The organism is Moritella sp. (assembly GCF_033791185.1).
GTDB lineage: Bacteria > Pseudomonadota > Gammaproteobacteria > Enterobacterales > Moritellaceae > Moritella.
Map to the genome: position 1 here is coordinate 1 of NZ_JASJHF010000179.1, position 13949 is coordinate 13949.

Consider the following 13949-nt stretch of genomic DNA (forward strand, 5'->3'; position numbering starts at 1 on the left):
AGGAAGAGTTTACCGAGAAGATCCAAAAACTTGACGAACAAATAGCACAAGACGTATTGGTACATTGCACCACCCCATTAAAAGAAAAATACAGTCATTTAGCTGAAGTGAAATCGCATCTAAACGCGATGAATAAAGACATATTAGAAAACCTTGATATTTTTGTTGAAGGCAGCGAGGATGACATATCTTTGGCTTATGCCGTGCTAGACAAAAAAATGCCTCTGCGCTATCAAATTAACGTACTCGTTTGCCAAGAAACCAACTCCTTCCCTATCGTGGTCGAGGAAAGCCCTAATTACCATACTATTTTTGGCTATATCGAGAATGCCACATTCAAAGGTACCGTGTTTACCGATGCATCCTTAATCCGCGCTGGTAGTTTGCACCGTGCAAATGGCGGTGTATTAATGATTGATGCGGTCAAAGTCCTTGAGCGCCCTTACGTTTGGGATGGTTTAAAACGTGCTTTACGCGCCAATAAATTAAGCTTAAGTTCACTGGAAAGAGAAGTCAGCTTATCGGGGACGATCTCATTAGACCCCGAACCGATACCACTGTCGGTTAAGATTATCCTGTTTGGTGATTATCAGACTTATCAGCTATTACAACAATATGATCCCGAATTTAGAGAGTTATTTCGTGTTACCGCTGACTTTGAAGATGTGATGCCCAGAACCGACATTGCAGAAGCACACTACGCCCAGTTCATTTCCAGTATTGTACATGATAACAATATGTTGCATTGCGACCGTAAAGCGATAAGCCGGATCATCGAGTACAGCTCACGCCAGGCTGAAGATCAAGATAAGCTATCCTTGCATTCCATTGATATCGCCAATTTATTACGCGAGACTAACTATTGCGCACACCTCGCCAAGGCTACACTTATTCGTCATCACCATGTCGAACAAGCCCTCGCCAATAAACAGCATCGTGCAGGTCGATTACAAGACTATTTACTGCAAAGTTTTATAAATGGCTCCACTCTCATTGATATTAAAGGCAACGTGATAGGCCAAATTAATGCACTTTCTGTTATTGCAACATCAGATAGTCAGTTTGGTATCCCAGGACGTATTACTGCAACAGCATCCTTTGGTGAAGGTAAAATTTTCGATATTGAACGGCAGGTTAAACTCGGTGGCAGCCTACATTCTAAAGGGGTGATGATTCTATCCGCTTACCTTGCTTCCGTATTTGGACAAACCGCCATCATTCCTCTGACCACGCGTTTAACGTTTGAACAATCTTATGGCCAAGTCGATGGTGATAGTGCCACGCTGGCCGAATGTTGCGCTATCATATCTGCATTTTCACAACTACCACTACGCCAAGATATTGCGATCACTGGGTCAATGGATCAATTCGGCCACGCGCAACCCATCGGCGGCGTAAATGAAAAAATAGAAGGCTTTTTTGATGTTTGTTCATCGATAACGACCCTATCGACACAAGGGGTCATTATTCCACGGGCTAACATACACAACCTCATGTTGCGCAGTGATATCATTGACGCAGTTAAACAAGGTTTATTCCATATTTGGGCGATTGACCATGTTACCGAGGCCGTTAACCTCCTCACTAATATTCTACCTGGTTCCATGAATAGCAAAGGAGTATATGCAAACAATTCCGTTTTTGGTATTACTCAGATGCGACTAGCTAGTCTACGAAAAGCCAATAATGATTCACTATCAAGTACATAGTATTATGCATCGGTAATAAATAAGTGATCGCGATATCATCGCATATAATTAAAAGCAGCTGATAATAAACTGCGATGAATCACTCATTTAGGGTTAAGGGTTGGTTAAGGCTTGGTTAAATAAGTTGACATGCTTTAGTGAAATTTTATACTGCAGCTTCTTTAATAAATGTTAAGTAGCCACGCTAATGATTAGCCTAGAATGGAATGAAGAGATGAATGTCGGTATCGATGAGATTGATACTGCACATAAACAGATCCTCGCTATTATTGCAGCTATTATCGACGCGATTGATACCAACGGCAACGCCGAAACTATTGAAAAGTATTTTTCAGATCTCACCTTATGCACTACGCTTCACTTCAAACAAGAAGAAGCATTAATGGAGACCTTGGCGTTCAGCGATTTTATTGAACATCAAAAAGACCATCAACAATTTTTAAAGCAACTACCAGAATTAAAAAATAAACTGCTGAACTCTAATGATGCAGAAGCAGCTGAAGAGGTCTGCCAGTTTTTATATGATTGGGTTATTGAGCATATTCTCATTGCAGATATGGATTATGTTCATGTTTTTCATACCGAAGCGAAACATTCCATCTCATTGAAAACAATATTTCAGCGTACATCTGAATGGCTTAGTTATCGGGTGAATATCTCTACGCGTGTACTTATAACCTCCCTACTACCAATTATTGGCATGTTAATACTTAGTTTTGTGGCCGTTAAAGATAACTATCAGCAATACAAAAATATGCAGTTATTAGAGAACCTCATCCAGATCGTCCAGCAAGTGAATTCACTCACTCACCACTTACAAGTCGAACGCGGATTATTATCCAGCTACATCAGTTCCGACTATAAGCGCTTTTCTAAAGCGCTTACCACCCAGCAACACAAAAGTGATGATGAAATATATACGTTTACCACGCTACTAAATTCACGCCAGGCATTATTAACTGAACCTATGCTAATTGAGTTTATTAACTCAACCAAAATTGATATTGCCGAGTTAACTATATTTAGAAGTAGTTTAAACAATACCGTCATCAGTAGTGAAAAAATGCTAACTGGTTATAATGAGATCATTGGTAAACTATTATCACGTGTGAATCGTTTATCTCATATCAAAATGGATGCCGAGTTTGCTAATAATATTACCGCGATTAATGCGATAGTAGGATTAAAGGAGATCCTGGGGCAACAACGAGAGATTGGTACATTACTCATCGATGATAATCTATCCAAGCATGAGTTAATGCACAGTGAACCTTACAAGCATATTTATATGCAACTGGGGATGCAGCTCAATGCTATCTTCATTTTTAATTATTCAGCAACCTCAGAGCAACTCCAAGCTTGTGGCCAATTATGTAACATAGCAAAACACAAAGTGTTTGTTGGCAACGCTATTGACGACTTCATGCTCAAACCAGCAATAGAGCAAAATAGTCAATTTTGGTTCATCCAACTAACGAATCGCATTGATGACATCGAAATAGTAGCAGATAAAATCATCAATGATCTCGACGTTAAAACACAGTTAAAACTCGCAAAGTTAGAATCTAGATTTTATCTAGTACTTATTATAATTAGCACTATTGTCATGTTTAATACCTTACTTTTCACCATTCTCTATCACAGTGTCATCACCCCTATTCGCCGAATTACCCATGCGTTAAAACAAGTAACATTAGGCAGTTATAACCAACAAATGAATGAATCCACTTCCAGTGACGAAATTGGTGCACTGTATGCTGCGTATGAAACATTACGTCGAAAATTATTACAAGCTGACATGTCAAAAAATATTATTAAACGACAGCAACAATCGCTACTCGATCGCCGTAAAGAGCGGGATAAATACCGAGAATTGGCATCAAGAGATGCCTTAACTGGCGCCCTGAATCGACGTAAATTTAATCTCATCCTTAAACAAGAAATTGGTTTTGCCAAACAAGATAAGCAAAAGCTGTCATTATTACTGCTCGATATTGATCACTTCAAGAATATTAATGACAATTATGGCCATGGCGGTGGTGATCAAGTGCTACGTGATTTCTATGTTACCTGTTTTCACAGTGTTAAATCAGCGGATATCGTCGCGCGTATTGGTGGAGAAGAGTTCGCGATCTTAATGCCCGAGACAAACAGTACGCAAGCACAAGTCATTGCCGAACGACTTCGTCATAATATTAGTGAACTACAGGTAGCTTATGGCCAAGATAATATTCGTCTCACCGTCAGTATTGGACTAGCACAATGGCACGAGTACGATTCACTTAATGCCGAAGAGTTTATCTCACATACTGACAAAGCACTTTATCAGGCAAAGCATGATGGGCGAAATTGCGTTGTCTCAGCATCTTAATACACATAAAAAAACGGATATAGCCAAAGCTACATCCGTTTTTATTATTCACACTTATAACAATCTAACCACAGTTACACGAACCGTGGACTAAGATTACTCAGCGTCTTGTTTCTTTTCTTTTTTCACAACAGCAATGCTTAGCTCTTCAAGTGATGCAGGGTTTGCTTCACTTGGTGCTGATGTTAATAAACACGCAGCAGTTGTGGTTTTAGGGAATGCGATAACGTCACGGATATTATCAGTACCTGTTAGCAACATAGCTAGACGGTCTAGACCAAATGCTAAACCAGCATGTGGCGGCGTACCGTATTTAAGTGCTTCAAGTAAGAAACCAAACTTATCTTGTTGCTCTTGCGCTTCGATACCTAAGATTTCGAATACTGCTTTTTGCATTTCACCTTTGTGAATACGCACAGAACCACCACCAACTTCATAGCCATTAATAACCATGTCGTAAGCGTCAGAGATCGCATTAGCAGGGTTAGCTAGTAACTCTGCTGCATCAACGTCCATAGGTGCTGTGAATGGGTGGTGAACCGCATGTAAGTTACCTTCTTCATCTTCTTCAAACATTGGGAAGTCAACAACCCAAAGTGGTTTCCATTCGTTTGAAGTAAGTTCTAAATCAGTACCTACTTTAAGGCGAAGTGCGCCAAGTGCTTCAGTTACAACTTTGTTTGTATCTGCGCCGAAGAAAATGATGTCGCCATCTTTGGCGTTAGTACGCTCAAGTAATGCAGTGATAACGTCAGCAGTTAAGAACTTAGCGACTGGAGACTGTACGCCTTCAGCGCCAGCTGCTACGTCTTTCACTTTCATCCATGCCATGCCTTTCGCGCCATAGATGCCAACAAATTTAGTATATTCATCAATTTGCTTACGAGACAGTTTAGCACCGCCAGTAACACATAATACCGCTACACGACCTTTAGGGTTGTTAGCAGGTTCTGCGAATACTTTGAATTCAACATCTTTAAGGATATCGGCAACGTCAACAAGCTCTAACGGGTTACGTAGATCTGGTTTGTCAGAACCAAAACGGCGCATTGCTTCAGCATAAGTCATGCTTGGGAACGCTGGTAATTCAACGTCTAAGATCTCTTTCCACATGCTAGTGATTAAACGTTCAGTCACTTCACGTACTTGTGGTGCAGACATGAATGATGTTTCGATATCTATCTGTGTGAACTCAGGCTGACGGTCAGCACGTAAATCTTCATCGCGGAAACATTTAACGATTTGGTAGTAACGATCAAAACCAGACATCATCAACAGTTGCTTAAATAACTGTGGTGATTGTGGCAGTGCAAAGAATTCACCTTTGTGAGTACGGCTTGGAACTAAGTAATCACGTGCGCCTTCTGGCGTAGCTTTTGTTAGTACTGGTGTTTCAATATCAAGGAAACCGTGGTCATCCATGAAACGACGGACAAAGTTACTTGCTTTAGCACGAGTCTTAAGACGGTTGCTCATTTCTGGGCGACGTAGATCTAAGAAACGGTGCTTAAGGCGCTGCTCTTCAGTATTTACTTGGTTGAAATCAAGTGGCAGAACCTCTGCTTTATTGATAATTTCTAGGTCTAGACCTGAAACTTCAATGCCACCCGTTGCCATATCTTTATTTACTTGGCGTTCTTCACGAGCACGTACAGTACCTGTGATTTTCACACAGAATTCGTTACGTAATTGGCTAGCACGTTCAAATACAGCTTCTACATCTGGATCATAAACAACTTGCACAATACCTTCACGGTCACGTAAATCGATAAAAATAACGCCGCCTAAGTCACGACGACGATTAACCCAACCACACAATTCAACCTGTTGGCCGATATGTGCTTCATTTACTTGTCCGCAATACACTGTGCGCATCTGTATAATCCTACTAATCGATGGATCGGGTAGCCACTTTGGCAACCCTCAAAAAATTACCGTCATTGTAATAGAAATTAGCACTGCAACCAATACTTATACTAAAACAACTGCAAGTTATGCTTAAACAGCCTGATGTTATCGACAAACAACGCCAAAACGCGCTGTTTAAATACCCGTCCAATTACGTCTTGCTGGTTAAATAACCGTTATTTTATTAACAAAAAAGTCATTATTAGCGCTGAAAAAACCAACACGATAACGAAACAATCAAATTATTCGTCTTATATGCCGTTTAGCTAGAGACAAAGCCAGTCATTTTAACTAAAATATGCCGCCTTATTTTGCTAATTTTTATTGCAGGTTATAACAATGCCACAACGTGATCAGATTTTCTCAGCCCCGTTAGATCAAATTGGTGATTTCACCTTTGATGAACGCGTCGCCGAAGTCTTCCCAGACATGATCAAACGTTCTGTACCTGGTTACTCTAATATCATTTCTGCAATAGGCATGATGACCGCGCGTTATGCTCAAGATGATACCCAACTTTACGATCTCGGTTGTTCACTCGGTGCTGCCACCATTGCCATGCGCCGTAACGTGCAAGCAAGTAATTGTAATATCGTCGCGATAGATAACTCACAAGCCATGTTAGAGCGTTGCGAACGTCACTTATCTGCTTATAAAAGTGATACACCAGTGCAAGTATTGTGTGATGACATCTGCGCTGTCGACATCAATAACGCATCTATTGTGGTATTAAACTTTACCCTACAGTTTATTCCGCCAGCAGAACGCCAAGCACTACTAACCAAAATTTATGCTGGTTTAGTCCCAGGTGGTATTCTGATCCTGTCAGAAAAATTCTGCTTTGGTGATGAAAAAGTCAATAATGTGCTGATCAATTTGCACGAAGATTTTAAACGCGCAAATGGCTACAGCGAATTAGAAATTAGCCAAAAGCGCAGCGCGATTGAAGATGTAATGCGTCCCGACAGTATTGAAACACATTTGAAGCGTCTTAAAGATATTGGCTTTAGTAGCGCAAATTCTTGGTTCCAGTGTTTTAACTTTGGTTCTATGGTCGCGATTAAATAATACCGACACTACAGCTGCACGACCATAAATAGAAAATAGATAGCACAATACGCCAAATTAATTTAAGCAGTACATATAGGTTACCCATGATCGACTTTTCAAATTTTTACCAGATAATTGCGAAAAACAAATTACACCATTGGCTGTACACGCTGCCCGCGCAAATGCACGAATGGGAACGCGAACATAAACATGGTTTTTTACCGCGCTGGGAAAAGGTACTAAAGAAGCTACCTAAAATCGAAACCAAGCACGTTAACATTACCGATAAATTTGAAGTCGGTTTACCAGGTGAATTAAGCGAAAGCGACCTGCGAAAAACCGAAAGTCTGTTACAGAAGTTTCACCCTTGGCGTAAAGGGCCATTCAACATTCATGGTATCCACATTGATACAGAATGGCGCAGTGATTGGAAATGGGAACGTCTACGTGAATTTATTTCCCCATTAAAATACCGTTATGTACTGGATGTAGGCTGCGGTAGCGGTTACCACATGTGGCGTATGCTGGGTGATGATGCTGAATTTGTGGTGGGTATCGATCCAAGCCAATTATTTTTAGTCCAGTTTGAAGCAATTCGTCATTTTGCTAATAACGATCAACGCGTGCATTTATTACCACTTGGCATTCAAGAATTACCTAAATTACGTGCATTCGACACAGTTTTCTCTATGGGTGTCCTGTATCATCGCAAATCGCCAATTGACCATATTGAGCAGCTTAAAAATCAGTTACGTGACGGTGGTGAATTAGTATTAGAAACATTAGTCATTGATGGTGACGAACAAGCAGTATTGGTACCCGGCGATCGTTATGCACAAATGCGTAATGTGTGGTTTTTACCAAGTTGTGCGGCGTTGAAACTATGGGTTGAAAAACTCGGTTTTGAAAATGTCCGTATCGTTGATGTCTCTGATACCAGCATTGAAGAACAACGCGCTACAGAGTGGATGAGAAATGAATCATTGATCGATTTTCTTGATCCTAACGATCACAGCAAAACGGTTGAAGGCTACCCAGCACCTAAACGTGCGGTATTAATTGCCACAAAACCTTATGCAGAACAGTTAGACGAATAACAGCATAGCCAAGCGTCAGATTTGGCGCTTGGCTTAATCATAAACGCATTACGTTATGCACATTGCCCATGAGTTAAAATTAGAAATGGATATTTTAAAAACCCCTCGTCAATTAATTACTGGCGTCATACTTAGCGCTCTGCTTTCAGGCTGCGCAAATGTTGATCAATTTCTCAATCAAGGGGAGATAGCTGCGCAACTGCAATTACAAATAGGGCAACAAAGCGAACAAATAGCACTATTGGTTGAACAACAAAATACTATCTTGGCCGCATTAAATAAACTACCTGAATTATTTGTCCAACAAAAACACAATATCGCTCGGCTTAATAGCAAGCTCGAAGATTATGTGCAATTACGCCAACAAGTTATAGACAACAGCTTGAGCATTGCAAATTATCAAACGGATAAGCAAGGGCAATCAACTGATAATGACCAGCATCTTACCCTTGTACAGTCTAGCGAAGCGACAATGCCACTTGATAAAGTAGTTATCGGCTCTGAAGAACTGGTTTTACTGAATGATTTGAAAGAAAAATATAAAGCGCGTATCGATACGGGCGCAACCACATCGTCACTCAACGCGACAAATATTGTTGAATTTGAGCGCGATGGTAAGAAATGGGTTCGTTTTAATTTCAGCCAAGCCATGGATACCGATGCACAAATTATTGAAGCTAAAGTGGCACGTACTATTTTGATCCGCCAAGCAAATAACAATGAAGCAACGCGCCGTCCTATTATCGAGTTACCAGTGCAACTTGGCGACATAAAAATGCTCACCGAGTTTACCCTCGCCGATCGCAGCCATATGACATTCCCGGTATTACTTGGCCGTACCTTCTTAAAAGATATTGTCATGGTCGATGTTGCTCGCACTTATACATTAACCGAGTCCATTACACAGTAGTCTGCATAAAGTGCGACGCGATATGCTAAGCGCGCACTTTATTGCTTATTGAATATTCTCATCCATTGCACTCAATCTACACCCGCCCCGCTCTAGCCTAGAAGTCAATAAAACACGCTGATAAATTGCTATTTGTAAGCAACTGCCGTATAAACAATTGATATATAACTATTGTATTAGACATGTTTCACACTTCTGGTATGTAATAATAGCGTTATTCTGAACATCCAGCTTAAAAACAACTATAATCGATGAAATACCATTGTTTTAAGATAGATAGTCATTATTTTTAATATAGATAAGCATACTGTTAAAATATAAAGTCACTATTATTTTAAATAAATATACTGTTTGTATACGAATGACGGAACTATTATCCCACTTTGGTGAACTAACCCTCTTTTTCAGCAGTCTACAGGGCCAAATACCTAATGAAAAATACAACTCAATTTCAGACATTAAAAACATCAAAGATAGCGATTGCAGGTATAGTCAGCCTGGTATTTTTAAATGGCTGTGCGATGACGAAAAACAAAGAAAATACCGCGCTTGTCACTAAGCAGCAAGCGCAAATAGAAACTATTTTGCAACAACAGCAACAAATACTAACCACATTACAATCTCAGCCAGATAAATTCAGCGAGCAAGATGAAGCTATCGCAAATTTGACAGAACAACTTGACGGATTGGGGGCTAAAACACCGGTGAAAAAAACCACCCCCGTCGTGATACCAACGACACAGAAAGCCAAAAATGAGGCCGCAGACAAAGTAATCCTTGGCCAAGAAGAATGGGTATGGATTGATGAATTTCAAACCAACTTTAAGTCGCGAGTGGATACCGGCGCAACAACGTCATCATTAAATGCCACAGACATTGTTAAATTTGAACGAGACGGCAGAGATTGGGTTAAATTCAATTTATCCCACAAAGATGATAATGAAGTATTTCCAATTGAAACGCCCGTTGTCCGCACCGTTAAAATTCGTCAAACCAATGCCACTAAAGCATTGGAACGATATGTTGTTAGCATACCAGTTGAGCTTGGTAGTATAAAAACAAAAACTGAATTTACGCTAGCCGATCGTAGCCGAATGATCTTCCCGATTCTATTAGGCCGCACATTCTTAAAAGATATCGCCATTGTCGATGTTGCGCAAAAATATACTCAACCTAAAAAAAAATCTAACCCAGCTAAAAAAGGGGCTAACTAATCATGCCGTCTAAGATTCCATTTCGCATTTTTGTTGCGATCCTTTTTCTCCTCGGCGTTGGCAGCATTGCACAACGTCACTTCAGTGGTGAGATCCCTTGGTTACCGGGTGAGACTTATTCAACTTGGATGATTGAAGCTAAGGTTGAATTTACAGCTCAGGGGGATGCCGTTAATGCCTCTTTTGCAACGCCTTCGACACAAACTAATTTCACTGTGTTAAGTCAGACTGCCGCGTCTCCAGGCTATGGGTTATCTTTTATTGATGATCGTGCGCAATGGACAATTCGTAACGCACAAGGCAAGCAAGATTTATACTACAAAGTTAACGTATTAACCAATGACATTCCGTTGAATGTCGTTTACGAGCAAGACGTAAAAATTGACAAAACAACTTGGTTACCGCCCTATGACATAGCCGCAGAGCAACTGGTGAGTAGTGCGATGGAAAAAAGTGCGGATGCATTTTCATATAGCCGAGAACTGTTAAAATTACTCTCAGGTGATGATTTAGGCCAAAACGCCAAATTAATGCTCCAGCAAAACAGCAAATCTGATTTATTTGTTGCCCTGCTTAATGAAGCAAACATTCCAGCCTTATTGGTGAAAGGTTTGTATCTTGAAGACGGTCGTCGCCAGCAACAGTTGCAACCATTTGTACTGGTATTTGGCGAAGATGATACCAGTTTAATTGATGTGAAATTAGGTAAAAAAGCAGATGCGCATAACTTGTTACTGTGGGAACAAAACGGCGAGCCAACTTTAGATTTAATTGGTGGTACAAACTCTCGTGTTAGCTTCTCCATTATCCAGCAGACACAACCGGTCATGCAGGTACTAAAAGAGAAAGCAGACAGTACCAACTTCTCTAATTTCAGTATTTACAGCCTACCTCTCGAAGAACAAGCGTTATTTAAAGGTATTTTGCTTATACCATTAGGTGTGATGATCGTGGTGCTAATGCGTATTATCATTGGCTTACGTACATCAGGTACCTTCATGCCCGTGTTAATCGCCATGGCATTTGTACAAACAAGTCTGGTAACCGGTCTTGTCGGCTTTACCCTTATTGTTGCTATTGGTTTAGTTATCCGCTCTTACCTATCACGATTAAACCTATTGCTGGTATCCCGAATATCGGTGGTGATTATTACCGTAATTGCCATTATTTGTTTGTTCTCCGTTTTATCGTACAAAATTGGTCTAACAGAAGGACTGAAAATCACCTTCTTCCCTATGATTATTTTATCTTGGACCATCGAGCGCATGTCTATCCTTTGGGAAGAAGAAGGCGCGAAAGAAGTATTTGTACAAGGTGGCGGTAGTTTATTCGTGGCAGTAATTGTCTACCTAACGATTAGCAATGAAGTATTACGCTATTGGGCATTTAACTTCCTTGGTCTACAACTTATCATTATGTCAATCATCTTGATGTTAGGCACTTATACTGGCTACCGTTTACTTGAACTGCGCCGCTTTAAAGACATGCAAGGTGACTAATAATGACATTTTCATTTTTAAAAGAATTCGCTCGGCCGAGTAAATTAAAGCAGCAGGGTATCTTGGGGATGAACCAGCGTAATAACATGTATATATCACGCTATAACCCAAGAAAACTGTTTCCTTTAGTGGATAATAAATTAAAAACCAAACAGATAGCCGAAGATGCTAACGTAAGTACCCCAGAGTTGATTGGCGTGGTTGATAATCAACATGCCGTTAAGTCTGTTAATAAGATTATTGCAGGCCTGAATGGTTTTGTAATCAAACCTGCGAAAGGCTCTGGTGGTAAAGGTATTTTAGTTATCACCAAAGTTGAAGGTGGCCGCTATTACAAACCAAGTGGTAGTGAATGCTCTATCGATGATATTGAGCGTCACTGCTCTAATATCTTAGCGGGTCTATTCTCACTCGGTGGTGGCATCGATGTGGCGGTAGTTGAAGCGCTTATCGTATTTGATGACAGCTTTGAGGGTTATAGCTTCGAAGGTGTGCCTGACGTACGTGTTATCGTATTTAAGGGCATTCCGATGATGGCGATGATGCGTTTATCCACCTCTATGTCGGATGGTAAGGCTAACTTACACCAAGGCGCTGTTGGCGTTGGTATTAACATCACCACTGGCGAAGCATTAAATGCGGTGCAGTATGATGCCATGGTCACACACCACCCTGATACCCAAAAAGAATTAGCCCTGTTGAAAGTACCACATTGGGAAGAAGTGATTCGTTTAGCTGCGCAATGTTATGACATTTCTGGCTTAGGTTATTTAGGAGCGGATGTAGTATTAGATCGGGATCATGGCCCTATGCTACTCGAGCTTAATGCGCGCCCTGGCCTTGCGATCCAGATTGCCAATGGCATGGGGTTACTCCCTAGATTACAAAAGATTGAAGCAGCGAATACTGAGAATATGGACTTGGACCGACGACTTGCTTATTGTAAGCAGCATTTCGGCTAATTTACGATGAGTTAAAAACAATTACTTTCGTTAAGAAGGTAATTGTTTAAAATAATAAAGGCATATACTTAGCGCTATATGCCTTTATTTATTGAATCAAATATTTATCAAATTAAGCCATTAAATGACGTAAGTTCATTTCAAAAATCATTTTTTCTGCAGTACAATTAAATTTCAATGTCACTAGGTAAGCATTTTCACCCTGAGCAGTAAAATCAATCGTTACTTCTTCATCAAATTGTTCATTCACATAAGCCTCAAGCTCGGCGCGTTTTTCGTCTGCAGCAAGTTGAGAGTCAAAAGCAATAGGGAAAGATAGCTCTGTATCATCAGGCTGGATGATGCTGCCGATTTCAGCAAATGCACCACAGCAATCTTTAATATCAGTATTGTTATTATTCGACATAATTATTCTACCTATTCATTTAAATTTAAAATCTACATGGTAACCATACCACTAAAGTATATGTTGTAAAAACAAAAAACCGCTGATAGATAACATAAGCGGTTTTTATATTACAATTGTTGTATATTTAGCGAATATGAATACCTTGCTAAAATATTAAATCATACCGTTAAATCGTAATTGGTGCTGCCGCAGGGGCTTGGCTCATTGCTTTTAACTCTTGATCCATAATAAATAGACCATAGCCATTATCAACACCAACACGGCGAATTTGGCTGACGATACCATTAAATAATGCTTCTTCTTCAGTTTGCTCTTCCATTAGCGTGTTTAGGTGAGCGACTGATTGGAAATCTCTTAATTCATGCGCTAAGCCAAGAATTTCTGAAATCGATTCAGTGATCATCACTTCATGATCTAAGGCTTGATTAAATACGTCCAGCAAATCTGTAAATTCAGACTCTGCCGCAGGAATAGCTTCCATTAAAGGCTGAATACCACGATCGATCATGTAACGGAATAACAATTGCGCATGTTGCTGTTCTTCAGCCGCGTGCTTATAAAAGAAATCACCAGCACCAATAAAATCAGATGCGTAGCAAAAAGAAGCCATGCTGCGATAAAGATGAGATGCAGTAAACTCTTTTGTCATTTGTTGGTTAAGCGCTGTTGCCATAACCTGAGATAATTTCGGCATAGTATAAAGTCCTATAATAAACAGTTCAGGCAATGCTACCTCAACAGGTCTAAAATTAACAATAACTTTGTTAAATTAACCAATTTTTTCTATGATTACTAATACCACCTAACTTAGGCTGCTTAA

Annotated in this window: 11 protein-coding genes; 8 read left to right on the forward strand and 3 right to left on the reverse strand. The window is 40.1% G+C overall.

Going from position 1 to position 13949, the window contains the following annotated elements:
- Both QNK26_RS10750 and QNK26_RS10755 read left to right on the forward strand, forming a co-directional pair.
- Positions 1-1709 (forward strand): Lon protease family protein (locus QNK26_RS10750; RefSeq protein ID WP_319222839.1); only part of this gene is annotated, 1709 nt, incomplete at its 5' end.
- Positions 1710-1896: 187 nt separating this feature from the next.
- Positions 1897-4080: a bacteriohemerythrin gene (locus QNK26_RS10755; protein WP_319222840.1), complete on the forward strand. Its 2184-nt coding sequence runs from the start codon at positions 1897-1899 to the stop codon at positions 4078-4080.
- A 96-nt stretch (positions 4081-4176) separates the two neighbouring features.
- Here QNK26_RS10755 and aspS read toward each other — a convergent pair whose 3' ends face one another.
- Positions 4177-5955: an aspartate--tRNA ligase gene (gene aspS, locus QNK26_RS10760; RefSeq protein ID WP_319222842.1), complete on the reverse strand. Its 1779-nt coding sequence runs from the start codon at positions 5953-5955 to the stop codon at positions 4177-4179.
- Positions 5956-6327: 372 nt separating this feature from the next.
- On the opposite strand from aspS, the gene cmoA reads away from it, so the two are divergent.
- From cmoA to QNK26_RS10790, 6 genes are all read left to right on the forward strand, one after another.
- The gene (gene cmoA / locus QNK26_RS10765; RefSeq protein WP_319222844.1) at positions 6328-7056 is read left to right on the forward strand and encodes a carboxy-S-adenosyl-L-methionine synthase CmoA; all 729 of its coding nucleotides are present in this window, start codon (positions 6328-6330) and stop codon (positions 7054-7056) included.
- An 86-nt stretch (positions 7057-7142) separates the two neighbouring features.
- On the forward strand, positions 7143-8135 hold the full coding sequence (cmoB, locus tag QNK26_RS10770; protein ID WP_319222846.1) for a tRNA 5-methoxyuridine(34)/uridine 5-oxyacetic acid(34) synthase CmoB: 993 nt from the start codon (positions 7143-7145) through the stop codon (positions 8133-8135).
- A gap of 55 nt (positions 8136-8190) precedes the next feature.
- Positions 8191-9045, forward strand: coding sequence for an ATP-dependent zinc protease (locus QNK26_RS10775; RefSeq protein ID WP_319222848.1), 855 nt, complete (start codon positions 8191-8193; stop codon positions 9043-9045).
- A gap of 431 nt (positions 9046-9476) precedes the next feature.
- Positions 9477-10259 (forward strand): ATP-dependent zinc protease, encoded by a 783-nt coding sequence (locus QNK26_RS10780; protein WP_319222850.1) that lies wholly within the window; start codon positions 9477-9479, stop codon positions 10257-10259.
- 2 nt (positions 10260-10261) lie between these two features.
- Positions 10262-11758: an inactive transglutaminase family protein gene (locus QNK26_RS10785; protein WP_319222852.1), complete on the forward strand. Its 1497-nt coding sequence runs from the start codon at positions 10262-10264 to the stop codon at positions 11756-11758.
- A 2-nt stretch (positions 11759-11760) separates the two neighbouring features.
- Complete coding sequence (locus tag QNK26_RS10790) at positions 11761-12720, forward strand: alpha-L-glutamate ligase-like protein (protein ID WP_319222854.1); 960 nt, start codon at positions 11761-11763, stop codon at positions 12718-12720.
- Between the two features lie 112 nt (positions 12721-12832).
- Here the strand turns inward: QNK26_RS10790 and QNK26_RS10795 are convergent, their stop codons facing one another.
- Complete coding sequence (locus tag QNK26_RS10795) at positions 12833-13126, reverse strand: DUF406 family protein (protein WP_319222855.1); 294 nt, start codon at positions 13124-13126, stop codon at positions 12833-12835.
- Between the two features lie 169 nt (positions 13127-13295).
- The gene (locus QNK26_RS10800) at positions 13296-13823 is read right to left on the reverse strand and encodes a ferritin (RefSeq protein ID WP_319222856.1); all 528 of its coding nucleotides are present in this window, start codon (positions 13821-13823) and stop codon (positions 13296-13298) included.
- Positions 13824-13949 lie beyond the last annotated feature (126 nt).